Source organism: Paenibacillus sp. FSL R7-0272 (assembly GCF_037969905.1).
In the GTDB taxonomy this organism is placed as follows: Bacteria; Bacillota; Bacilli; order Paenibacillales; family Paenibacillaceae; genus Paenibacillus; species Paenibacillus polysaccharolyticus.
Window position 1 is genome coordinate 890,192 of sequence record NZ_CP150221.1, and the last position, 26,094, is coordinate 916,285.

At 43.4% G+C, this 26,094-nt stretch carries 15 protein-coding genes; 11 read left to right on the forward strand and 4 right to left on the reverse strand.

The window, feature by feature from the left end:
* Positions 1–89 precede the first annotated feature (89 nt).
* The 5 genes from MKY23_RS04000 (at position 90) to MKY23_RS04020 (ending at position 11,935) form a co-directional block, all read left to right on the forward strand.
* On the forward strand, positions 90–665 hold the full coding sequence (locus MKY23_RS04000; protein WP_339835458.1) for a TetR/AcrR family transcriptional regulator: 576 nt from the start codon (positions 90–92) through the stop codon (positions 663–665).
* 83 nt (positions 666–748) lie between these two features.
* Complete coding sequence (locus MKY23_RS04005) at positions 749–1,450, forward strand: CPCC family cysteine-rich protein (protein ID WP_339835461.1); 702 nt, start codon at positions 749–751, stop codon at positions 1,448–1,450.
* A 1,561-nt stretch (positions 1,451–3,011) separates the two neighbouring features.
* The gene (locus MKY23_RS04010) at positions 3,012–3,284 is read left to right on the forward strand and encodes a hypothetical protein (protein WP_339835465.1); all 273 of its coding nucleotides are present in this window, start codon (positions 3,012–3,014) and stop codon (positions 3,282–3,284) included.
* Between the two features lie 150 nt (positions 3,285–3,434).
* Positions 3,435–4,451, forward strand: a complete 1,017-nt coding sequence (locus tag MKY23_RS04015; protein ID WP_154985782.1) for a hypothetical protein — start codon at positions 3,435–3,437, stop codon at positions 4,449–4,451.
* Positions 4,452–5,416: 965 nt separating this feature from the next.
* Positions 5,417–11,935, forward strand: a complete 6,519-nt coding sequence (locus tag MKY23_RS04020) for an InlB B-repeat-containing protein (protein WP_339835472.1) — start codon at positions 5,417–5,419, stop codon at positions 11,933–11,935.
* A 132-nt stretch (positions 11,936–12,067) separates the two neighbouring features.
* Here the strand turns inward: MKY23_RS04020 and MKY23_RS04025 are convergent, their stop codons facing one another.
* Together MKY23_RS04025 and MKY23_RS04030 are read right to left on the reverse strand one after the other, a co-directional pair.
* Positions 12,068–13,723 carry a leucine-rich repeat domain-containing protein gene (locus MKY23_RS04025; protein ID WP_339835475.1) on the reverse strand — a complete coding sequence of 552 codons (1,656 nt, stop codon included), beginning with the start codon at positions 13,721–13,723 and terminating at the stop codon, positions 12,068–12,070.
* 476 nt (positions 13,724–14,199) lie between these two features.
* Positions 14,200–15,084, reverse strand: a complete 885-nt coding sequence (locus tag MKY23_RS04030) for a GNAT family N-acetyltransferase (RefSeq protein ID WP_339835478.1) — start codon at positions 15,082–15,084, stop codon at positions 14,200–14,202.
* 220 nt (positions 15,085–15,304) lie between these two features.
* Here MKY23_RS04030 and MKY23_RS04035 point away from each other — a divergent pair, with 220 nt between their 5' ends.
* From MKY23_RS04035 to MKY23_RS04045, 3 genes are all read left to right on the forward strand, one after another.
* On the forward strand, positions 15,305–17,269 hold the full coding sequence (locus MKY23_RS04035; protein WP_221788417.1) for an AarF/ABC1/UbiB kinase family protein: 1,965 nt from the start codon (positions 15,305–15,307) through the stop codon (positions 17,267–17,269).
* Positions 17,270–17,280: 11 nt separating this feature from the next.
* On the forward strand, positions 17,281–18,132 hold the full coding sequence (locus MKY23_RS04040) for a hypothetical protein (protein ID WP_339835481.1): 852 nt from the start codon (positions 17,281–17,283) through the stop codon (positions 18,130–18,132).
* Positions 18,133–18,282: 150 nt separating this feature from the next.
* Complete coding sequence (locus MKY23_RS04045; protein ID WP_339839198.1) at positions 18,283–19,107, forward strand: VanW family protein; 825 nt, start codon at positions 18,283–18,285, stop codon at positions 19,105–19,107.
* A 158-nt stretch (positions 19,108–19,265) separates the two neighbouring features.
* Here MKY23_RS04045 and MKY23_RS04050 read toward each other — a convergent pair whose 3' ends face one another.
* Together MKY23_RS04050 and MKY23_RS04055 are read right to left on the reverse strand one after the other, a co-directional pair.
* Positions 19,266–19,472 carry a DUF2536 family protein gene (locus tag MKY23_RS04050; protein WP_339835484.1) on the reverse strand — a complete coding sequence of 69 codons (207 nt, stop codon included), beginning with the start codon at positions 19,470–19,472 and terminating at the stop codon, positions 19,266–19,268.
* Positions 19,473–19,582: 110 nt separating this feature from the next.
* The gene (locus MKY23_RS04055; RefSeq protein ID WP_154985197.1) at positions 19,583–20,056 is read right to left on the reverse strand and encodes a DinB family protein; all 474 of its coding nucleotides are present in this window, start codon (positions 20,054–20,056) and stop codon (positions 19,583–19,585) included.
* 212 nt (positions 20,057–20,268) lie between these two features.
* Between MKY23_RS04055 and MKY23_RS04060 the strand changes: the two genes are divergently transcribed.
* From MKY23_RS04060 to MKY23_RS04070, 3 genes are all read left to right on the forward strand, one after another.
* Positions 20,269–21,261 carry a tRNA-dihydrouridine synthase gene (locus MKY23_RS04060; protein WP_154985198.1) on the forward strand — a complete coding sequence of 331 codons (993 nt, stop codon included), beginning with the start codon at positions 20,269–20,271 and terminating at the stop codon, positions 21,259–21,261.
* 314 nt (positions 21,262–21,575) lie between these two features.
* Positions 21,576–24,656 carry an ATP-binding protein gene (locus MKY23_RS04065; RefSeq protein ID WP_339835491.1) on the forward strand — a complete coding sequence of 1,027 codons (3,081 nt, stop codon included), beginning with the start codon at positions 21,576–21,578 and terminating at the stop codon, positions 24,654–24,656.
* A gap of 34 nt (positions 24,657–24,690) precedes the next feature.
* Positions 24,691–25,806, forward strand: a complete 1,116-nt coding sequence (locus MKY23_RS04070) for a response regulator (RefSeq protein ID WP_339835494.1) — start codon at positions 24,691–24,693, stop codon at positions 25,804–25,806.
* Positions 25,807–26,094 lie beyond the last annotated feature (288 nt).

Here is a 26,094-nt window from a genome sequence, read left to right on the forward strand (position 1 = left end):
TGGATTCATTATATGGTCATCAACCATCAGATTTTTAATATCTGTCGTATCATGGGTTGAACAGATTGAACAGAAAATGGAGGGAAATCATGCATAAGCAACCTGAAATCACGGACAAAACAAGGCAGACGTTTGTAAATGTATTCTGCGATTTATATAGCCGGAAACCAATCGAAAAAATATCCATTCAAGAGATTGCTAACCAATCAGGATATAACCGCAGTACATTTTATCAATACTTTACAGATATCTATGACTTGTTGGACCGGGTTGAAGAACGTATTTTGAATTCCATTAACGAGGAAATGGCAGGCAGAGAGTTCTCTACACATACTTTCCAAGATGCACTTCAGTGCTTGGAAAATGCAGAGGACATTGCAATTCTGAAAGCTCTCTTGGGCGACTATGGCTCTGTTCATTTTGTGGAACGGCTAAAAAGGGAAATTCCCTTTGAACAATTGATTGTGGATTTTCCATCCGATGATGCTTTAGCGCCATATATCATTGAGTTTTACATATCAACATTAATATCTATGTTTCGCCTTTGGATACGAAACGGCAAAGATCTATCGTCAGAAGAGTTGGTCGGACTGATTGATAGCTTATTTACAAAGGGGATAACGCCATATCACATTTTTGGATCGGTCAATCCGCGGCGCCAATGAGGAGTATGGACGGGGCTTGTAACATTTTAATTAAGGCTCTCGAACAATTATAGTGATAGGTGATATCAAAAGGAGCTACCAATATGAACAGATTTAATTGCCCTTGTTGTGGCTATCCCACACTGGAGGAAAGACAAGGTTGGGAGATATGTTGTTTATGTGACTGGGAAGACGATGGGCAAGATGATTCGCATGCAGATGAAGTTTGGGGCGGACCCAATCAAGACTATTCACTTGCGGAGGCCCGTGAGAACTTCAAAAAACACTACATCATGTATAGAGATAAACAAACCATTTTAAAGCAAACGGATAAAGAAGTTCAAACAAAGAAAAGATTAATTCATGCATTTGAAAAGCTTAGAACCGCAGATAATAAATCTGTCCAGCAAATATGGCAGGAAATTGTCTCCTTCGAAAAGGAACTAGATGATATAGTTCATGAAAGAGTAGAACGTTACAGCAGCTGCATAGAGAAGAATCAAGAGATTATAAACCGAATCAACTCCGATAACCCTAAAACAATCGTAAATGGCTTGTTATCTCTAGCATTAAATGCGGATGATGGAGAGTTCGTACAAGAACTGATGGTGCCATATACTCGGCATAAAAATGAAAATATAAGAGGAATAGCCATTCTTTGTTTTGGCCATATCGCAAGAATACATGGAGCAGTGAATAAACAGTTGATTCTTCCACTTATCCATGATGCATTAGAAGATGAGAGTTCATTGGTTAGAGGACATGCTGATTCAGCATTGGATGATATCAATATGTTTTGCAGGTAACAAGCACTTAGAGATCATATCGACTAAGAACTTTTTCTCATTTTGCAGGAGGATTAGGCCTTTAGTGGTGTCTTGACAATTCGACGATGAATTTTTGACATGGTCATTCCAAAAAATGATAGATTAACGGGAAGCACTGCGTACAGATCGGAGAAGAAACTGGGATGATATTTACAGAAGTTACTCATTTAAAGAAATGATGAAATGTGCCTCAATGGAAGGTGGTTCTTTCTTATCTGTAGCAATAGCACTGAATGGAGTTGTTACATCATGCTCATAAGAAAAAAAGGAGTTATTTGGAAATTTAAATCTGGCGAATGTTCAAAGTCAACTCAATAGAGAAGTTGCTATTCTCGCAGATCCGCAACTGACGGATTACATCTATATGTCTCCCGAACAAATGGGCAGAATCAATCATATGGCAGATATGCGTAGTGATTTGTATGCTCTAGGTATGATCTTTTATGAGATGCTGTCAGGTAGTCTGCCGTTCTAGACACAAAATTTAGAAGAATGGATACATGTGCACCTTACTGTTGTACCCAAACCTTTCCACGAATGGTGTCCAGATCTAGATGGCTCTCATGAAGCTATCAGTATGAAGGTATTGTCCAAGAATCCGTAAGAACGTTATCAGAGTGCTTATGGATTACTAGTGATTTGAAGCGGTGCAATTTCAGGAAAAGGGAACAGTGACTTCTTTCCAGATCGCAAAAGCAGATAATTCAAGCCAGTTTCGACTTCCTCAGACTCTTTTTGGTCGTGAAAAAGAAGAGAAAGCTCTATGAGAAGCCTTCGAACAGGCTAAAACAGATATGTCTTCGTTCGTTTTCGTCAGTGGAAGTGCAGGCAACGAAAAAATGGTGCTCGTGTAAGGGCTTCAGATGTTCGTTAGAAGGGATGGAGGCTAGTTCATTAGCAGTAAATGAGATATGATGAGTCGCGCCTTCAAAATATGTAGATCATTTAAATGCATTAAGGGAAGGTTGAGTGAAGAACTTAGCTAGTATTGGAGATGGAAAAAGGGTACAGGGAGGTGGCAGAGCCTGTGGCTTCTTGCACCTCTTTTTGTTTGTTATTTCCAATTGAATTTTACCGTGCTAAAATGAAAATCATGTGATACAAGTTTATTTGAATATATTAAGATATGGAAGTATAGAGTGTCTATAAATTCTTATTTCTGGGAATTGGATCGAAGATGGAGATAAAGAAATGGGGATAAAAAGAGATGCTATCTAAATTTAAAACTTACATATTATATGCTATGAGCTTGATTGGTGTTATCGCAATCATTCTTTTTAGGCTAGGGTTTCGACCAACCATCAAAAAAGCACAGTGCCAGATTGGGAAGCAATTGGCGTAATAGCAACGATTATATTAGGTGTGTTAACACTTACAATCACAATTCAAATTGCAGGTATTGAGCATCGTTCGCAACAAAAACAACAAAACTAGCTATATTCGAACTCCGCTACAACATCTTTGAGAGTCTGGATTATTTATTTACATTTGCTGATTTTATAAAGTCAGAGAATATCACCAAGAAGATGAACAGAATTATGTGGAATGGTTCGATAAGAATATAAAAAATCATGAGGTAATACTCGAGAGGCTACATAAGAGTAATTTACTCTTCCCACTAGAACTAGCAGCCCAAATCACAATTGTGGCTTCCGCAAGTAGCACGCAATTTATGGGACTTGAAGAGTTATTTGTTTCTTCAGAAAAAAAGCATATTGCTGATAAAATCTATAACGATTGCTCAAGAATTCTAAACTATAAAGATTCAATTTCTTCGGGACTGGAAAAAATCATATCTTTAGAACAACTTTAATAGACGTTGTTTAAATCAAGCGTCAAGCGCGTAGCAGGAGGGTCAGCTTTAGTATTCCAGTTTTTTTAGATATGCGTAGTGAAGGATATTCAAAACTAGAGGGGGGTTATGTACTCACCTAGACTTCACATAAGAAAGAGGAGAAGTATAATGTCTAATTGGAATACATATTTGCAAATTATTGAAGATAACAAGAAAGAACTCTATCGTTCCACTTTGAAGGCATTTGCACATTCTCATCATCACACTCGTAGTTCCGTATTAAAGCCGCAAGAGCCAGATTATATTGCTAGTCTGACTTCTTATGGAATTCCTGAAATGGCAGCGGAATGGAAGAGTATCTTAGCCCCTTACGGTATTGCCACTTCTGTGGTATCGATTTTTTGCCATGGGCGGCCTATTGTTAGTCATAAGTTATCCGGGACCAATCCGGAAATAGGTGATTTGCTTATTGTGCATGTGCATCACCCTAGGAAGGGAAAGAGCAGACGCACGGCATTGCTGCTTCAGGCAAAAATGCTGGACGATGTTACAGTAGAGATAAAAAAAGACGATCATCAATGGTTACTTTATAGACATTGGCCGAATTTTGATTTCGTAAAGCCACGCATACGTGGCATTAATATAGATGTCAAACCCAAGAAAGCGCACCGGGGAGCTCAGTATCTGCTGGTGGATGATCATCAATATATGGGACCTTTCTCTTGTGTATACTCGACTTCAGAGGTCGCTAATACTTTAATTCCTGAACAGAGTTTATCACAGGTTGTATTTAAACTTTTAAGTTTCAAAGAAGGGAAGGCGTTTTTCGGGAGGAAAGCTTCTATGCAGAGATTGGATTGGTCCCGATTAATCTGGACTCTTATGGAAAAGTCCACTGGTAAAAATTTCAGACGTATAAACAGCGGAATTCATTCCGAACCTAGAAGCCATGTGTCCAATCCGGGAGGAATGTCGGGACTATTTGCATATTTAACGTCGAACTCTGGAACAAGGCACCATTCGTTCTTGTCCGAGATATTTGGTGCTGAAAAATGGGGGCAGATCGATCAATTTGATGGAGGATATTTTGAATCGGAGGAAGAGAATGGAATCTCTATTGTAGTCATTGAGACATCTCATATTGGCGAAGAAGATTCAGTGCCAGTAATGAAGAGAGGGGATTAACCCCTCTGCATTTATAGAAATACTGAAATATTACATAGATGGATTATCACTCAGATAATTCACTAAATAATTCACTAAATAATTCATCCATTTTTTAATGGAAACATTATATGTGTCTAGCAGCAAAAAGTTTTCATTGAAGATTCATCCGTTGTCTCCATTACGCTGAACTCATGTAACATGATTTTGAGTACAACACTTTATATCCTTTCAAATGCGGAGTGACGGCCTAAAACCAAGATAGAAATCATAAAAAAATAGCGGTGTGAGGGTGGTGAACCCCACATCGCTATTTTTTTATATCTCATATGTTCTCTTTTGCAAGCTGTTCCTAGAAGACCGAAATCTCCTCGCCATACCGATTCGCATAGCAGTTTACCCCAATACTTTACTGAACCTAACTTTAACTTAAAGTTTTCTTTACAATCCACCAAAGCTCCCATTTCGCATGCTAAAATACGGAAGAAAAAACGACATGATTCGCCAGTGTGGTGGTCACCATTCGAAGGAGAAGAAAGGTGGCTTAACAACTTCAATCCATAGAGTTAGTAGCTTTAGGGAATCCATGCTGACTCGCTTGGAAGCACTCCACTCGTAATATGCAAGACTCCTGCCGTTCCTGCGGTTTCCAGTGATTCTAGAGGACGCCCGTATCTTAAAGTAACCGAAAGCCCCTCAGCTCGGGTGCTCGAATGGGTACTGGTGTCCCGAACGTGATGAACGCTGTAGCTTGGACAATGCCATGTTATGTAAAGGTTACCCCCGCTTGATCCCCACATCCTAGCACATGTGAATTGCAGGAAATCAGTGGCCCACATCTGGGCTACTGGTTCCCACTTCGATTGTACATGTTGAGTTGCTTGGTCAGAGAGCGGTTAGACAGCGGTAGAGTATTGCAAGTTTGCGATGGAGGGACTCCTCAGTGTTTTTTTAGTCTGATCTATACATAGAAGGGATGAGTGAAAGTGAAGAAAGTACAAAGACAGGGGTGGAAGGTAAGCTCCCGGATCATGTTGTGGTTGCTGGTCATCAGCTTAGTCATGTCTGCTATTCCTGTATTGCCGGAGCAGTCTGCAGCAGCAGCTGACCTGCCGATGCAGCAGACAACAGTAACCAAATCTAGTGAATTCCAGGATGTGAGTCCAACAGACTGGTTCTACGATGCAATCACCCAGGTACAGGAGAAGGGCATATTTAGTGGTACGACCACCAGCACCTTCTCGCCTAAAGGCACGATGACACGTGCCATGTATGTTACGGCACTCGGACGGATGGCCGGAGTAGATACAGGGGCGTATACGACTTCGAGTTTTGCCGATGTTCAGGTAGGTAGTTGGTATACGCCATATATTGAATGGGCAGTACACAAAGGCATTACCGACGGTACAGGCGCAGGTAAATACTCGCCGAATGCCACCGTATCCCGAGAACAGATGGCAACAATGACGTTGCGGTTTTTGGAAAGTGAAAAGATTCCTTATCAGACAGGCAATCCAATCACGACAAAACCCGCCGATCTCGCTAACATTTCGACTTGGGCAGTGGAAGCCGTTGTGAAGCTGTGGCAAGCGGGCGTGTTCACGGGTGATGAAAAAGGCAATTTTAACCCACGTGTGCAAGCGTCCCGCGCGGAAGCGGCGGTTCTGTTCATGCGCAACAATGCGGTCGTGGAGGCGTGGAGAAGTCAGAATCCATCGACGGTCACCCCTACACCAACGCCGACAGTAACACCGACTCCGGAATCAACACCAACGGTGACGCCAAATCCGAATTCAACGCCAAGCCCTGGAGGAAACAACAGTGGCAGTGGCGGAGGAGGTGGAGGAACACCTAATGACAACAATGGTGTTGGAACACCTGGAGGCAACAATGGTGGTGAAACGCCAGGAGGAACCGGCGGAACGGATAATAAGACGTATACACTTACTTTCGATAGCAACGGAGGTACGGCAGTTAAAGCACAGAAGGTCCGCGGCAACGAAAAGCTAACGAACCTGCCTGTCCCGATCAAGGAAGGTTACATTTTCCAAGGCTGGTTTACCGAAAGTGATCTCTCGTCTATCTTTGCGGAAGGAAGCACGGTAACTGCAGATACCAAGCTGTATGCAAAATATACAGATAGCGTGGAAAATGCTGTACAGCGCACGCCGAGTTACTCTGTTTTGAATGTCGAGCCGGACTTCACTATCACGCTACAAGATGCTTCGGGCAATTTGTCAGCAACGGATGTCCAAGCTGGACTGACATTCATTGACACAGCGAATCCCGATTTTGCAGGAGTAAAAGTCACGGGAGGCAACGGTCTTTTCACCGTCGCTTCCGCTGCTGAAGATGGCAAATTTGTTGAAGGTAACACGTATCAGCTGACGTTGACGAATGAGAACTTGTCCTTCCAGGGCCAAGACGCAACCACAAGCATCTATGTGTTTAGTGTTGCCAAGCAAGAAGCCATGAACGTTCCGCTTAATGCGAATATGATCTATCTGGACTTCCAAGAAGTCACGGATATGATGCTGAACGGTGCAGAGGTGGGTTCACCCGCAATTCCAGTAATCACTACAATAGTAGGCGGTAGCGGGAATTCGCTTGGAAAAGCGAATGCAAGCGGAGGTACGTTTAAGTATGACGGCAGTACCTCGATTCAGGTTGGTGATACCGTCGCAATCTATCAAGGTATTCGCCCGGATAAGCGTACAGTCAATACGACTGATGCGGATAACGGGGATGTAGCCTACATCCAAATTACAGCGGTGAATGGATCGACCTATACTTACGGACGGGCCAGTGCCGATCAAGTGGTGTTCAGACCAGATGTATTGCCGGTTAGCACAGAGGCGGATACAGATGGTGATCCAGACAACAACTCCATTACAATCAAACACACCGATATGAATTATAGTGACAGCCTGTACAAACCTTTTGGATTAAACGAGCTAACCACCGTGGATGTGGGCGACTTTATAGGATTTTATGAAGGTGAATTCGCCGCAGAAGGTTCCGGGGTTACTCATTATGGGCGCATTACATCGATAACACCTGTAGCAGAGATGGATATTATCACTTATAAGGATGTTACGATTAAAGACATCGAGAATGCTTTCAACATCTATCAGAAGCAGGCCATTGACGGTGATGATCTGTTATCGGACAAACAAATTGCACAACTTGAAAAGCAGATCGAACAGCAAGCAACCGCCAGTGGATTCGTCAATAAAGCCGCAGATTATCTTTCCAATTTGGCAATGGAAACGGAAGAACTGAAGGGCATCCAGAAGATTAAAGCTCAGTCCTCTTCCAGCAAAAATAGTCGGGTAAGCGTGGAAAATCTGGAAGTTGTTGCGTCGCTAGGCACACAGTTGAAACATATTAGCGGCCGGAGCTCCGGGGTGAGCGCAACCTTGCAAGTGAGTGCTGATATTGTCATAGATGCTAGTGAAGATAATGATCTCGTCATTCATATGACAGGTGCTTTTGTTCAAGAGATCGCACTGGATCTGGGTATTAATGGCGATATGCAAGGACACTGGCTGACAGCGTGGGGGATTCCGTATTGGTATAGCATTGATGATTATGTGATCACAGCGAATCTCGATGCTTATAGCTATACCGGCATCAATATTACCGCAGAGATAGGTTTTGTCGAAGTGGATAAGTTAGAAGCGGCATTAGACAATTGGTTGGATGCCAAGACTTCCGGCAAGTTAGGTCAAGTACGAGATATCGCAACCGAGATTAAAGCTATCATGGATGGTCAAGGTGACGATTCTTCTTTAGATGAAGAGAAGCTGAAGGAACAGTATCAAGAGATGCTGGAGGATGAAACGGAATGGGTAACGCTAATCAAGAAGACGCTCATTGAAAAAAGCAAGCGAGTGGCTTACGGAATCATCGAAGTCAAATTCGAAGCAGAGTTTGTTGTCAGCGCTCAAGTGAATCTGTCCATTGGAGCGGATTTCTATTATAAAAGCGCCAAGCGTTACTCGGTGACTTTGCGCATATTAAGTTTTAGCGGATCGAGCAATACGGTAAGCTTGCCGGGGGACGGGGACTACCAGTTTACCTTCTATGTCATGGGTACAATAGGCTTACGAGCCGGTATTCATATGGAGCTCAAAGCAGGGATTGGTAGTGTTGATTTGAACAGCATCGGGCTCGCAGTCGAACCCGGGGTGTATGTTAATCTATGGGGGTTTTTCTACTATCAGTTGAAGAATGTGAGCGGGGTACAGACCAGCAAAACGTTAGGTGCCTTGTTTATAGAAATTGGAATTTATTTGGAAGTTGAAATAGGTGCTCAATTGGGTGATGGGATGCTAGAAGATAGCCTTCCACTATATGAGAATACATGGCCACTATATACAGCGGGCATGCAAGAAAGCATCGAGGACTTTGCATACCCGCAGGATGATGAGCTTGGTGTGATCTTTAGGGGAGGACCTGACGGGGCCAGCATTATAGATTTGCCACAATCATGGCTCAAGATGAAAGGTTTCGATCTGAAAACAGGTATGGACATCCAGGAAATATTTGATATTTCGCATTTTGACATTCAAATTAGCGGCGATTTCATCTATAACCCGGAGAAGAAACAGATTAGTGTGAAAGACTGGAGAAAACAATCAAGTACAGGAATGCTGGTAATTACTTGGAAGGCAGCACCTCTATCATTCAAGCCCACTGCGATCAAGCGTACCATTCCATTGAACTGGATCAAGAATAAAGATGGTGACATTTCGATTCAATTCAATCCAACGAATGGAGAACCAACCGAGACCGTAACGGCGGCCTTTAATGCAGTACTCACGGTGAAAAACAAAATTCCTAAAAATCCAGGATACACGTTCGATGGGTGGTATACGGCTAGAGTTGGTGGTACCAAAGTAGACATCCCGAATCGGATGCCTGCGGGTTTATCCTACCTGTATGCACATTGGAAAGTGAACACCGATACACCGTATAGAGTTAATTATTATTTGATGGATCCAAATGGTGGTAAATCGCCAACGCTTGCAGATTGGGAAATGCAGTCAGGCACAACGAATGAACTTGCTCGTATCACCACTGACCGATACAAGGATCGTGGTTATATGGAAGGTACGACACAAGGGATTATTAAGGGAGACGGTTCAACGATTTTGAACGTTTACTTTAAGCCAATCAGTAAGACGGTGACTTTCAACTTAGGTTATGAGGGTGCTTTAGAAAAACAAATTACCGACTTGATCTATACGAATATCGTAAGTCGAATTCCGGTCCCATCAAGACAGGGGTATAAATTTGCAGGATGGTCACCGTACATGCCAGTTACGATGCCGACAGAGTCTACGACTTTTACGGCAAAGTGGACAGCCAAGGATGACATGCCTTACAAAGTCGTATACCTGAAGCAAGATATTGGACAACCAACGTATACGGTTGCAGATACGGAAACGCGTTACGGTACAACCGATACAAAGGCAACACTGCCTGTCGAATCCATCAAGTCTTACGAAGGATTCACTGTAGACACAGCGTTTCCGGGTACTGTGCTGGAAGCCAACATTGCGGGCAACGGTACAACGATCCTAAGAGTGTACTACAAGCGTAATATGTATAAGCTGACAATGGATTATAAAGATCAAAGCACACCTAAAAAGGTAGTCGAAAACGTACCGTATGGATCAACGACTTCAATCCATATTGGTGATCCGATCTGGCAAGGCCATCAATTCAAAGGATGGTCGCCTGTCCCTCAAGCAACGATGCCTGCGCAGGATGTCGAGTATACGGCGAAGTGGGACATTGAACAATACACCGTCAGCTTCAATAGTAATGGCGGAGCGGAAGAAGTGCCTGATCAAATGTTGGATTATGGCGCAACGGCAAGTGAACCAGAGCCTCCAAACCGGAAAGATTATACATTTGGAGGTTGGTACAGCGACAGTGCGTTGACGAAGCCTTACAATTTTGCGATGCCAGTGGTGAGCCCGACTACACTGTATGCGAAATGGATGAGCAGTTACACGATTAGCTTCGACAGTAATGAGGGATCAATGGTGCCTGACCAGACGGTTTACGGGGGAGAGAAAGCCGTAGCACCAAAATCGCCAACAAGAGCAGGATATGTGTTCGGAGGTTGGTTTAGCGATGCAGGTTTGACTAAAGGCTATAACTTCACGACCGAAATCATGAAAGGCAATATTACACTGTATGCAAAATGGACAATTGCTCAGAAAAATGAGTATCGAGTGCGTTTCTACGATGGCACTGCGATAACAGATCAGCAGGTGAAAGAAGGGGGCGTAGCAGAGGAATTTGCTCCAAAACCAAGAGAGGGTTATACATTCCTGTACTGGAGCCCGAAAGGAAACACAAGCAGGGCATATGATTTTACGAAACCGGTCAGTGAGAGCTTCGAATTGCACGCCATGTTTAAAATAAACGCTTATGAAGTGGATTTTATGAGTGAGGGCACGAAGGTGAGCAGTCAATCCGTGAATTATAAAGAAGCGGCCAAGGTTCCTTCAACGCCAACGAAGGAGGGTTACGTATTTAAAGGTTGGTATACCGATACAATCTTGACGAACGCATACAACTTCGGCAGTCAAGTCGTAGCTCCTATTACGCTGTATGCGAAGTGGGTGCCTATGTTCACGGTAAGCTTTGATAGTAAAGGTGGTTCGACAGTTAATACCCAACAGATGGAGTACAATGCCAAGGCCACGACACCTGCATCCCCAACGCAGGCAGGCTATGTATTCGGTGGTTGGTATAGCGATGAAGGTTTAACGGATGCCTACAATTTTGCATCGCCAGTGACGACAAACGTTACGTTGTATGCAAAATGGACACCTTTATTCACAGTAAACTTCGATCTTAAGGGAGGGGCACCAGTAGTCGATCCGAAGACCGTGGTCGAAGGCAGTTTAGTTGCGACTCCTGCCGAACCGGTGCGGGAAGGCTATGTGTTTGGTGGTTGGTATAGCGATGAAGGGTTGACCACCGTGTATGACTTTGCAACTCCGGTGACGGCGAACATGACGTTGTATGTAAAGTGGAAGGCTCTGTTCACGATAAAGTTCATTGCAGGTGTTGACTCTACCCCACCGCTTCCGAAGATCGTGATAGAGGGCGATGTGGTTCATGCACCTGATCCATCTGAACTTCCACCATACCCAGGGAATATAATCTACGGATGGACTAAGGATTTTACAACTAAAATTCCTTACGATTTCGAAACACCGGTGACAGGGAACTTTAACTTGATTGCAATGTGGAGTCAGATTTACACGGTGAATTTCGAGACTAATGGTGGTTCAGCAGTAGAGACTCAGATTCTCGGTAGCAAAAATTTAGTCAAAGTACCTGAACCTCCGACAAAGCCAGGATTTGTGTTCGAAGGATGGTACAAAAATTCAGGTTTGACCGTTCCTTATGATTTCGGGCAATTTGTCATAAACGGAAACACTACACGTACCATATACGCAAAGTGGACTGAACTCTAATAAATAGTTTGACTGAAACATGAAAAGTTAAATCAAAAGCCGGTTGCTCTGAAACTCAGTGCAGTCGGCTTTTTGTATCATGTCATGGCTAATCACAGGAGTTTAAAAATCTCCAATGATCTTTACAATTGGCTAATATACCTTCACGTCCGTTCCAAGCACGGACTTGTTCTGCACCGAATTGCCGGACAGATATACTTTCTTCAGATTGGGCAGCTTGCTTAAGGTTTCCACAGTGGAAATGGCATTGTTCTCGAGATGGAGTTCTTCAATGGCTTGCCATTTGCTCATAAATCCAAGTGAAGCCAGGTTGCTGTCTTGCAGGGTGAAAGAACGCAGCGCAGACAGTTTGGAAAAGTAAGGCATTATCTGGTCAATTTCACTAACGGAGGTATTATTGATGTTAAAATAGGGCTCCTCTAAGGTCAGATGCTCAAGTACTTTGTTCTCCGTTCCTGCCTTTTGTTCGAAATTCAGCCTGCACTCCGAGCATACTAGCGATTTTACCTGCTTCAAACGAAATAAGGCATCACTTTCACTGTACAATGATGAATCATTAATGTTTAGTTTTTGTAAGCGAGATAAACTGTTCAGCGAGCTGAGTTGAGTGATTTCACTGATTTCCCAGAGGGAGAGTTGTTCCAGCTTCGGAAGTTTGTCTAGGGCAGCCAGATTTAACTCCCCGCTTCCGCCACGAATTGTCAGATTGGTTGTGGCAGGTGCTTTCAGCCCGGAGAGGAAGGAGCCAGGGATTTCTACCCTTCCTGCATTGGGTAATGTCAGTGCTTCTGCATTCTCGTAATAACCGGACAACGTTAATTCCCGCAATGAGGATAGACTATTTATGGCCTTTGTTGAACTAAGCTTGCTTAAGGAAGCCAGGCGCAGTTTGGTAATCGATGTTTTACCCGCTAACGGTTCCAGACTGGAAAAGTTTAAACTCTCGATGTCCAGCTTCTGTAGAGCAGGCATATTTTGCACAAAGTCGATGGACTTTACGTTGTTTAAATAGGAAAGCTGAAGTTCTTGAAGCTGGGTTAACGCATATAACGGCTGCAAGTCTGTAGTTTCACTGTAGTTGATAGATAAGGATGTCAGCCCGGTCATGGACGACAACCATCCCAGTTCATTGACAAACGTGAGCGACAGGGACTTGAGCGGCAGTTTATTTAACAGGTGAAAATCCGTTATGGACTCATCGACATAGGTGATCGATAAAGAGTTCAGGTTAGGAAATTCCAGCAGTAAGGCTAGTTCCTGATTGCTACGAAGCTGGGTAGTAAGATGCGTAATTTTAGATTTGTCGCCAAAGTAGCCCGAAAAAGAATTAAAGGATTCGTTAAAAGCACCACCATAACTTTTTAAGCCGGATATATGAGCAAATGTGGTTTGATCCGTCTGGGCAATTTCATAGGTTCCCGTCAGATCGAGTGCCGTCAGTCCCGTAAAGGCTTCAAAATCTCGCTGGTCAATCTCCTGTGTGTTCAATTTCTTGTCCTGAGTAACATAAGTGATCTTCTCAGCCTTTTCATCGCTGAAGGGATCAGAGAAGCTATAGGTAAACTGCCATTGGTCACTATCCAGATAATCTACGGTCAGATAGCGCACACGAGCGAGCTCCTCTTCTGTCGGCAAGGCAGATCCTTTTTCAAAGATGTCCCGTAAAAAGGAGAGCAGAACCTCGCTTTCCGGCATCTTGCGTACAGGCAGATTGGCTTCTGTCTTCTGAAGCGTGGAACTTGTACTGGAGTAAAGGTAAGCACCGATGGCACCAGATAAGACTAACATCAGTATTAGTAATAACCTTACGGAGACGTTCGCCTTTGGTGCTGACTTAGGAGGCGTTCCGTGGTAATGATTAATAGTTTGGTCTACATAGTAGACATTATTTTGCTTCAACAAAAGCTCTGTCTCACAGTACGGACACTTTAAAACCTGCCCCTCCTTGTATTCAATTCTTCCGTTGCAATTGGGACAGTTTAACGGAATAAATGCCACGAATGCCTCCCCCTTCATGATGATGATTGTAAGATCATATTGAACTGATATCTGATTTAATTTAGAGCTTATATTTGATGAGCCTTCTCTAGAGACTACTGATGTAGCATGACTGGCTCACACTATAGTTTATCGTTCTGAAGTGTTACGTTCAATAAGATAACGAAGTTTCACATAGAGAAAGAGCAGGGGGGACCTGCTCCTTTGTGGTCTATTTTTATATTTGAACGAGGATCGTTATGATGGTAGTCATCATTAAATGCCCACTAGGCGATGGATGTAATCGGATGTTTAACGTGCATAGGATAGAGATTATCACCATGGGTTTTTACAAATAAGCCATCATTGTTGATTGAACTTATTAGTTCCATACCATTATTTTCATCCGGGGTGAAATGAAACGTTACTTTCTCGGTATCTGCATCGGCAATTTTATTCACAATATCTCTCATATTGATTTCATTTAAGCTGACAACATCGAAGAGGTCGATACTGCTGTTTTCTTTCTGATAAATAACGATGACCTTTTCGTTTTCCAAATAATAAATATCATTATTAAACACATTCAAGCAATAAAACATGAATATGCCAGGAGTATGATCGGTTGCAAACCGCTTGGAAACAGGCAGTCGTTGCGATGCGAATTGTTGAATAAGGTGTAAATCCTCTGCGTCAGTCACATCTAGTTTCCGCAGGTTCGCAGATTCTAATGGGGTAGCTGTACAATGAAAGTCCATTGAAAATAAATGTTCTTCTACAGCTTTGAACCCAAACTTAGGGTAGAAATCAAGAACGGATTCATTGGCGAAAAGGTACATGAGATCGTACTTGTTTTCGTATTCCTCCAGAATTTTGTTCATTAGACTTGCAGATAGACCCTTCCCGCGGTAATCGGGATGTGTCATTACCGTGCCAATTTGAATTGCTTTTTTCTTCTCTCCGTGGATGACCAGTTCTAGGATATTCACAGATGCATTAGCAACAATCTGATCTCCAGCTACAAACGAGAAAGGGATGTATCCTTCGCCCCAGCAACCCTGTTGGTACCAATTTTCAAAATGGATATCGAATGTACTTGCAGCGAGTTCGAAAAAACTTTTTCGAAGTGTATCATTGTTTTTATAATTTTTCGTAAATTTCAAATTCTGCATGGTATGTTCTCCTTAGCTTTTTTCTATGTATATCAATAAGCCCAATTACTCTTACATTTCTACCAGATATTATTCGACAAAAACGATTAAACCCCTTCATTCCATATCCTCATGTTATGTTAATAACATCTTTGATCACCATCCCAAGTCCAAGTTTGGTGTGTTATATTGAGGGAGCAACCATTCATTCATTACCATTACATAACAGGTGGGATGTAAGATGTTCTTTTTTGTTACATTACTCGTGTGTTTCATTGTATTCATGTTGCTGACGTCGTTCTTCAACAGGAAACATAAAGTGCTGATTTCGTTCGCCAGTGCTCTTGCGGTGAGCATGTTACTTCAGGTGTTGGAGCAATTTTATCTGAGCAGTATTTTGGTGGCGGCATTCCTGGTTTACTTTATCATCGGAAATATCAATATTCTGAAAAGTAATCAACTGAAGCTGAGCTTGGCGATATTATTCAGTACATCGATCGTAACGCTCGTACTTTCTTTTACATATTTTAATCAAAAGACAGCTCCACCAGATGCCGAGATTCTTAGAGTCATGTTTATCTATTATCCGTTGCTTATTATATTCATCGCGTGTTATGCCTATATGCTTCTTAACCTGTTTAATTTTAAAATATTGCAGGCGACCAATCCGCTCCTGTATATATTGAATAAATTTCGTGCGTGGCGGCGGATGATGCACATGTTCTGGATTATTTCACGCAAAGGTTTGGCTCATTTGATTCAGCAGGATCATGCCAAACTGCCATATGTTATTGCTGAGGTACTGGATAGCATGGGTGGTGTATTTGTGAAGTTTGCCCAGGTGTTATCGACAAAAAAGGACATGTTACCTGTAAACTACATCCAAGCTTTCTCCAGTTTACATGATCAGGTGAAACCGCTAAGCCCACAGGAGCTGAAAGCGATTATCGACACCAAAATCGGCAATATGGATGAAACATATGAATCCTTTGGCATGGAACCCATCGCAGCCGCTTCGATTGGACAAGTTCATCTGGCGAAGCTGAAATTGGCGGGAGAGATGGTTGTTGTCAAAATTTTAAGACCTGATGTGAAGCAGAAAATGACGGTCGATTTGGATATTTTAATCCAGTTTGTATCATGGCTATCCGAGCGCTCTGTCAAAATCAAAAGACTTGGATTAATTCAGCTTGCTGAAGGGTTCAAACAGAATTTGATCGAGGAAACGGATTTTGATATCGAAGCCTTGAATACGAATCTGATTCGCAAAGCATTCGAAGAACACAACATTCGTATCCGTGTCCCCGAAATCTATTCGGAGTATTCGACGAAACAGATTTTAACTATGGAATATATCGAAGGAACCAGCTTCACGAAAGCGGTGACAAGCGATGTTTCGGAGAGGGTCATGCACGCATTTTTGGATCAAATTCTAGTGATAGGTATCTTTCATGCAGACCCGCACCCCGGAAATCTGATGCTGACCGTTGATGGAGAGGTTGCGCTGATCGACTTCGGTTCAGTGGGCTACTTAACAGATGAAGAACGAGGTGGGATGTTAAGCTTCCTGATGGGGTACAGCAATCGAGATACGAAAGAGATGGCGTATGGTTTGACACGAGTTTGTGAGGATGGGCATTTGCTGGATGAAAAGTTGATTGAACAGCGTCTGAGCCGACTTTTGTCCGAAGCGTCTTTCTCACCAGACCCGACAAGTGTCATGATGAAACGAATGATGTCCATGATCACGGAGATGGGGATGTCATTAAAACCTACGATTGCCGGAGCATTCAGAGCCATCATTACGTTGGATGGGACGCTGTCATCTGTAGATGATACGTACTCTTTATCCGCAACCAGTCAATCTTACGCAACTTATATGGATAAAGGACAAGTAGTCAAAGAGCGTTTGACAAAGGTCAAAGAGCAGATTACGGACTACATTCCGAAGTTATTGGAACTGCCTATTCTGAAGGACAATAAAATTATGATTGCCCGTGAGGAAAATCATTCACTGCATGATTTTATGGGCACTCTGACAGTGGGTATATTCACGGTAATCTGTATGGTCGTCATGCTTGCTAGCTTTGTGGTGCAGGGGGAAGCGATGCGATTTTTACTTGCTCCGTTATCTATATCTGGTTTTGGCGTAGGCATGATCATATTGATCATGGCTGTAATTAAACAGTTGAAACCGAAGGTGTAGGAGGATGGAGGATGAGACAGAATGGAGGCTACACCATGCCAGTATCCATAGAGAAGGCAAGGGATTTTGTATATGCTAACGGTGTGCTTTGGGAGCAAGGGTTATTTAGTTATCTTTTTGATGGCGGCTCGGTTGAACGATTGTATCAGTGCCTGCTCTGTTACAAAAATGCGGACGGAGGGTGGGGGCATGGTTTGGAACATGATATTAAATGTCCGGATTCGCATCCGCTCGCGCTGGAGTTTCTGCTGACCATGGGACGGGATATGAACCTGCCGCTGACAGAAGTATTGACGGGTACAGTGGATTGGGTTGAACGCAATCGATATGAAGATGGCTCTTTGAAGAATCCTGATTCCTTACATAAGTATCCCCATGCTTCATGGTGGAGTGGTGGCGGGCAGTCCACACCCGATTCAATTACAGGTAATTTGATTAAACAGGGGATTTGCTCCGCTTCCTTAGCTGCATCGACATCGAAGTGGGCGAAGTCTAACCTCACGCTAGAGCACATTCAGGCCAATGATTGGTTGTTTATGGCGTACCATGCTCATGACTACTATCTCAATCTGGAAGATACGCCTGAGAATAGACCTTTTGTAGAAGCAACGATCGATAATATTCTGAAATGTGCTCAAAACGCAACGGAGAAAAACCAGTTTACTCTTTTCCAATTTGCGAATACACCCAACACCAGGGTTGCCCAAGCAGTGCCAAAGGATTTGCTGAATAAGTTGTTGAATGATCTAGAAACCTCGCAACGGGAAGACGGTGGCTGGAGTGATGAGCATGACTTGAAGCATTGGCAGGCATATAATACGATTTTTACGTTATCGGTGCTGCGCAATTACGGAAGGTTGTAGTTCGCTTTAATCAGACCTCAATTTTTGAATTGGGGTCTTTTTGCTTTATTTTTTTCATCGGAAAAGCAGTTAGGCCGTAACTCTATGGAAAATGAAGACGTCATATTATAGAGGAATAAACGCCTAGCAGTAAATTGTCTACAAAGGGGGATTGAAGTCATGCGGAAACCTATTCCGAGATCCAGACTGCGACTAATGTTGGGGAAAACATATTATACTTGGCGAAGGTATGCGAGATGGCTGGTTGACGGTACTTCATTTGCAAAAACCTTCTCAGCTAAAAATCTTCCACATGTTGTATTTCATCATGAAACACCCACCCTTCGAAAGCTGAAGGACGTGGATATGTGGCTACAGCATAACAAAGAAATCAATCTGTCGATCGCGATCGGGCGACTCAATGGACTTATCCTTCAACCGGGTGAAACGATGTCCTACTGGAAGCTGATCGGCAAAACGACAGCGCGCAAAGGTTATGTTCCGGGCATGATATTATTTTATGGTGGCTTCAAACCAGGAGTTGGCGGAGGACTCTGTCAGCTCTCAAACCTTATTTACTGGATAACACTGCACACACCGCTTGCTGTTGTTGAGCGACATCGACATAGTTATGATGTTTTCCCGGACTCAAACCGCACACAACCGTTTGGCAGCGGGGCAACGTGTGCGTATAACTACCTGGATCTGATGATCTCCAATCCTACGTCAATATCCTACCAGCTTCATCTGGAGTTGAAAGATCATGTGCTGAGAGGAGAATGGCGTGCGGAAGAGAAAGTCTTATATTCTTATGAAATCTACGAGAAACAGCACCGCATTGAACAACAGCATTGGGGAGGATATGTCAGGAGTAATGTGTTACATCGGCGTATTTTTAATCCAGAGGGAGAATGGATTGATGATGAATTCATCACTGAGAATAATGCCCTTATGATGTACTCTCCATTACTAACGGAATCCGCAAAAAGTAATTAGCAGTATATTGCTCGTGACGAAGAGGGTAGTGTAATAGTCCTTTTAACTTGTAATTTGACCGGATTCTAATCCGTTATACATCACCAGCAGGTGATCCATCTTGGAAGACCTGCTGGTTGTACCTCAATTAGATTATGCATTAACTTCGCATGAACCCATTAATCTACAGCAAAATGTACCACAGCACTGTACAACATTTTGTTCCGAACAGGATCAAACGTAACTTGATGTTGAACCAGCTTCACGCGTAAAAGGAGGGCTTTGTTCACGCCCATCCGTTCATCAATCGCTCGTTCCAGTTCCTGAAAGTCATAAGCTTGAAGGCATTCAACCTTTTCCTTCATGATATCTAATGAAATTTCCATATGTGATGTAGACCTCCACTTTATATGAATGTTAATAATGAGCCACCCGAGTTTCATTGTAGTTGAGCCTCTGTGGATCAGCAAGTGAAAACCAGTGAAGATGAATGTGATTATTTTATTTTAGATAAATTCATTTTGGGAGGAATGGTTCCGAGCATTCTTGCGATTTTCGTAATCTGTCCTCGATGATGAAATTCATGGGTGGTGCAATGGGTGAAAAGCCATAATTCGCTTAATTCAGCGGTTTCACTCATCCAACTGGCTTGAATGTCTGCGTCCCAATTGTCTTTGAAATGATGAAGAAATTCATCTACCAGTAAATCTGTCTTCTCGAATAATGCACGCATTTCCTGTACGTCTCTGATGGATTCCGGCTTTAGCTTGGGAATGCTTTGTCCAAGACCACGAACACCTAGCCATACACGATAACAATCCGAGACATGAACATGCAGGTTGCGGATGGATTCCCCACCTAATGCATCAATCGTTTGCGAGTAAGCTGCAGGGGGCATCGTCTCACACATTTGGAAGAGGGACTCTCTCGTTCGTTTAATCATTTCATATTGATTCGTTAGTATATTCATTTTCATTAATCTCCTTTATAAGCGAATAACGATTCGCTTTTTTAATTAAAGACTAAAAGTGTCTATAATATCTTTATTATATATTAATGTCAAATATTTTCAAGTTTACAGGAGAAGTATGCTTCGTTCAGGGGTGTGATATAATTGAGCTACAACTGATTGGCTATTTCGGGATAAATAATTTCCCTAGTATGTATAGAGAGGTTTTGGATATGACGAAAGACAATTTTTGGCGTGAATTGCCACGACCATTTTTTATACTTGCGCCGATGGAAGATGTGACCGATGTGGTGTTTCGGCATGTCGTCAGTGAGGCGGGCAGACCGGATGTGTTTTTTACCGAGTTTGCGAATACGGAAAGTTATTGTCACCCGGAGGGCAACAAAAGTGTGCGCGGGCGGTTAACGTTTACCGAAGATGAGCAGCCGATCGTGGCGCATATTTGGGGAGACAAGCCGGAGTTTTTCCGTGAGATGAGCATTGGCATGGCGAAGGAAGGTTTCAAAGGCATCGATATTAATATGGGCTGTCCTGTAGCGAATGTAGCGGAAAATGGCAAAGGAAGCGGCTTGATCTGCAGGCCAGCTCTTGCCGCGGAGATTATCCAGGCGGCAAAAGCCGGAGGCTTGCCGGTCAGCGTCAAAACAAGACTTGGTTTCACCGAGGTCGATGAATGGCGCGACTGGTTAACTCATATTTTGCAGCAAGACATCGTAAATCTGTCCATTCACCTGCGCACAAGAGAGGAAATGAGCAAGGTGGATGCCCACTGGGAATTGATTCCCGAGATCAAAAAACTGCGGGATGAAATCGCACCGAATACACTGCTAACCATTAATGGGGATATTCTCGACCGTGAAGCTGGACTGAAGCTGGCAGAGCAATATGGTGTGGACGGCATAATGATTGGACGGGGCATATTCCAAAATCCGTTTGCATTTGAGAAGGAGCCGCGTGAGCACACGACGGAAGAGTTCCTTCATCTGCTTCGGCTGCATCTGGATCTGCATGATCAATACTCGGAGCTGGAACCTCGTTCGTTCAGTCCTTTGGCGCGTTTTTTCAAAATATACGTTCGTGGATTCCGCGGTGCAAGTGAGCTAAGAGGTAACCTGATGAATGCTAAAACAACCGCTAAAGTACGTGATTTGTTGGACGAATTTGCAAGGAATGATCAGTCAGTTACAGAGGGGAACAGCATATAAAATAGTTGCATGATCACAGTAAAGTTCTGTTAAGTGAATCCTCGATACAAAATGGAACTGCTTGATCGCTATTTCAGAATGATGATGGCTGCTTGTATGCAAGATAACCATGTCTAAATGAACAGATATCTAACTTCTATAAGCTCTATAAATCGCTCAAGTGGAACCATCGCTTGGGCTTTTTATATGGTTTAACCATTTGACATGAGACCTTACATCTGCCTTCTGCAGCTTGGAATAAGCTGATATAATGAACCGGATAGGCTGATCCCACGTGCCTTTACGCTAGGATATGAAACGGAGTAGATGGTTAGATGAGAAGAATGCTCGTGGCATTGGTTGCGGTTAGTCTTGGTTGTTATCTTTTGTTATTTGGATTACAGGAAGCAACGGAGAATAAAGGCATGAAGCCAGAGCCATCCAAGAATGGAATTCTGGATATGACCACATGGAATTTTAATTCCGATGAAGTAGCACCACTGGACGGGCAATGGGAATTTTACTGGAATGAACTACTGAGTCCAGGAGTTCACCCCGTTTCAAGTGCACAATTCATTCATGTACCCGGATTTTGGAGACATACAGCACAAGATGGGACTCTTCAGGCCAAGGGTGGTGGAACCTACCGTTTGAAGGTGAAGCTGGAGCCTTCTTCGAGGGTATATGGTCTAAGAATTTCGAACATCCGAATGGCGAGTACCGTTTATGTAAATGGCGAGAAGGTGGGAGAGAGCGGTGTCCCGACTTTAGATCAACATACATATGAATATGTGAACAGGCCGTATAATGCCTTTTTTACAGTACAAGGGGATACGGCAGAGATTTTGATTCATGTAGCCAATTTTGAAAATACGCAAGGCGGCATTCCCTATAGCCTTTACTTTGGAAGTGCGCAGGGCATTCAAGCTTTTAACATCAATACAACGGTCCTTAATTTAACGCTAATTGTATCCCTGCTGATGCTGGGATGTTATCAATTAAGTGTATACATTATTCGCAAAAAAGAACAAGGTCTTCTCTATTTCGGGTTAAGCTGTATTGTAATCGCATGGTCCTTTGCCAGTAACGGCGAACGGATTATCGTAGAATACTTTGATCTGCCCACCGAGTTTTATTATAAAATTCAGGCCATATCGTTATATCTTTCTTTAATTACGATGGTGATGTTTATCCAATCCATGTGCGAAGGACTGATTGCTCGCTGGTTTACCAGAAGCCTTGTATATGGGATGGCGTTGTATATCGCCTTTGTTCTTGTTACCCCGTTTCAATGGTATTCCGACTTCAATATCATCGCCAGCACCTTTCAACTTGGGGCTTACGTCATTATAATTGGTGTTCTGCTCTATTCCTACCGGAAGGGACGATATGGCGAGTTCAGAAAAAAAAGTCTGGCGCTCTTTATCATGGCCTTATGTAGCTACCTGGTGGGTCTATTCGATTACGCTCTATATTTGAGCAGCCTGACGACAAGTTACCAATTGGGGTATTACGCGATTTTAGCTTTTTGTTTCTTGGCATCCTTCATTATGTCTTACCGCTTTTCTGAAGCGTATAACACTATCGAGAATATGGCAGCCAAGCTTCAAAAGGCGGACAAGCAGAAGGATGAGTTTCTGCTTCAGACTTCGCACGAGTTCCAAACACCACTGCACGGCATCATCAATTTGTCCCAGAACATGCTGGAGGCAGGCGCAGAAGAGCTGAACGACATTCAGATGCAAAATCTGTCCTTAATCCGGGATACGTCCAGAAGGTTGTCCGCGCTGGTTCATGATATTTTGGATATGGAGAAAATTAAACGTAACGAATTGACTGTCCTTCCTGCAAAAGTGGATGTACGCGTCACGGTATCTCTCGTGTTCCATTTGTTCGAATATCTCATTACAGGGAAAAAAATTAGGCTGGTTAACGCCGTACCGGATAGGCTGCCTCTCGTTTCTGCAGATGAGAACAGGTTGAAACAGATCATCTACAACCTGGTGGGCAATGCGGCCAAGTTCACTCAGGAAGGCGTCATCACCGTGAGTGCCCGGGTAACAGCAGATCGAGTGACCATTTTGATTGAGGACAGCGGTGTGGGAATTGCCAGGTCGGAATGGGATACGATCTTTCAACCTTTCGAGCAAGCCCACTCCCCGTATGAGTATAGTGGAACGGGCTTGGGATTGTTTATTTGCAAGAAGCTGCTGCATCTGATGGATGGAGACATTTATATTGATTGGTCCGAGCAGGGCAAAGGAACAGGGATTGCTTTTACACTCCCGCTAGCGGATGAGAATGGGGATGGCAGTACGGAAGCTGCTGCGACTTATGAGAATGATATACTAGAGCAGAAGCAGATCTCAGCAGTTACATCCATTCCAGAACATTCGGTTAATCAGTCTCCGTCTGTTGAAAGTAGGTTCACTATATTGGCAGTGGATGATGAAACCTCGAATCTCCATGTTTTGTCCCGGTTGTTCGCGAGTGAACCTTATCATATATTATGGGCAAATAACGGAGTAGAGGCACTGGAGTTGCTTCATAGCCGCTCGGATATCGACTTAGTTCTACTGGATGTGATGATGCCCAGAATGTCCGGGTTTGAGGTCTGCAGAGAGATACGAAAGCAGTTCAGTCTGTTTGAGCTTCCAATTATTTTACTGACGGTGCTTCATTCTTCCAGCGATATTGAGGGAGGGTTAAAGGCGGGAGCGAACGATTTTATAGTCAAACCCTTTGACGCTTCCGAAATAAGAGCCAGAACAGAAACGCTACTACGGTTAAAGACGTCCGTTGAGGATGCCATGAGGTCAGAGCTTGATTTTCTCCAGTCACAGATTAAGCCGCACTTTTTGTTTAATTCATTGAATTCCATTATGGCTTTATGCCGTATAGATCCGATACAAGCAGAGAATCTCATTACACATCTTAGTCATTATTTAAGAAGGAGCTTTGATCCCAGACCGGATCGTTATGTGTCGCTACGAGACGAGCTTCAGCTGGTTGAGGCCTATGTGGCGATTGAACAAGCCCGATTCGAGGATCGACTGACGGTTATATATGATGTACAGCCAGCAACGCTGGAGAAAAAAATCCTTCCGTTAACGATACAGCCTTTGGTGGAGAATGCGATCCGGCACGGTGTCATGAGAAGGGTCGTTGGAGGAACGGTTCGTTTGTCCATTACTCTGCATGAGGATACGGTTCAGATCGAAGTATGGGATGATGGCGTCGGCATGACCCCGGATCAATTACAACAATTATGGGTAGCGAGTAACTCTTCATCTCAACGAAGGGGAGTAGGTCTGATGAATATCCGCCGGAGATTGGCACACTTCTGTAAAGAAGAAATAAAGGTGACGAGTGTAGAAGGAGAATGGACTAGCGTCAGATTCCAGTTCAAAATATAAACTCGTGTACTGTGAAGAGAGGGGAATGATATTCATGAGAGTTGTCATCGTGGATGATGAGCGACTGGCTATTATGCGGCTGCAACACATCCTGGAGGGCATCGAGGAAGTGGAGGTCGTCGGCACATACACGAATTATATGGAGTTGCTGAATGATTTCCCCCGTCTGCAACCGGATGCAGCTTTTTTGGATATTGATATGCCCGGTATGAACGGTCTGGAACTGGCTGCTAACTTGCAGGGGATGGAGCTGGATACGGAGATTGTATTTATTACAGCTTACGATCAGTATGCACTGGATGCATTCCGGGTGAATGCGCTGGACTATCTTTTGAAACCTGTAGATGAAGTAGCGCTGCGTGATACCATTCATCGAATTCTCAAGCGTAAAAGACGGGCTCCTATGAGGAAAAAAGAAACGCATGCCCGTATCCAATGTTTCGGTCAGTATATTGTCTCTCGTTTAAACGATGGGAGCCCGGTCGATTTCCCGACGGCAAAGACAGAAGAGCTTCTCGCATATTTTCTGATTCACAGGGATACGAGTCTTTCTAAATGGAGCATATGTGAAAGTCTATGGCCGGAGCATGAGCCGCAGAAAGCAGAACAAAATCTGCATACAACCGTATTTCGCATGAAGAAAACCTTGCTGGATAACGGCATCCATATTCAATTAAGCTCCAAAAAGGGTTTTTATCATTTTCAACTCCTCGAATCCTGTGATTATGTGCGCTTCGAAGAGCTGAGGAGGGGAGGATCTGCCCAGATTGATAGATATCCTGCGGATGCAGAAGAGGTTTTAAGGCAGTATAAGGGGGCACTTTTTGGCTGGAAAGATTACGCCTGGTGTGAAGCGGATAAGGAACGGGCTAATCAAAGCTTTCGAGATATGTCCAAAACGCTGGCTCGCTTATATATGAAAAGAGGAGAGTATCGGCAAGCACAGGATTTTCTGCAATTCTTTCTCTCCATCGTTCCTTACGATGAAGAAGGTCATGAAATGATGCTAAGGATCTTTATGCACCGGCAGGATCGAACTTCCTTTTCCATGCATTTTAACAAAATGAAAGAGGTGTTCCAGCAGGAAATGGGAATGGAACCGCCTGCCTTCATGGAGCAGATGTATGTGGAAATGATGGGAAAATCATAGTTAGAAGAAGCTTTGCGGTACTCCCTGATAAATGGGATTCTGCGGAGCTTTTTTTGTGGCGTTTTCTGAGGTTCTTTGTAAGTGTTTTGTAAGCGTACGTAAGTAAAATTAGTTCTCGGGACCCACGAATGTCGAAAGAAGGGGAATTACGCGACTTATTGGTGTTGAGGTGAATACAGCGATATTGAGAGGAGAGCACCTGCGGTGAGAGCAGGGAAAGGCCGGAGAAGGACGGGCTTGAGATGTTTGACTGTGTACCTGTACATAGATGGCACCGGAAAAATTAGA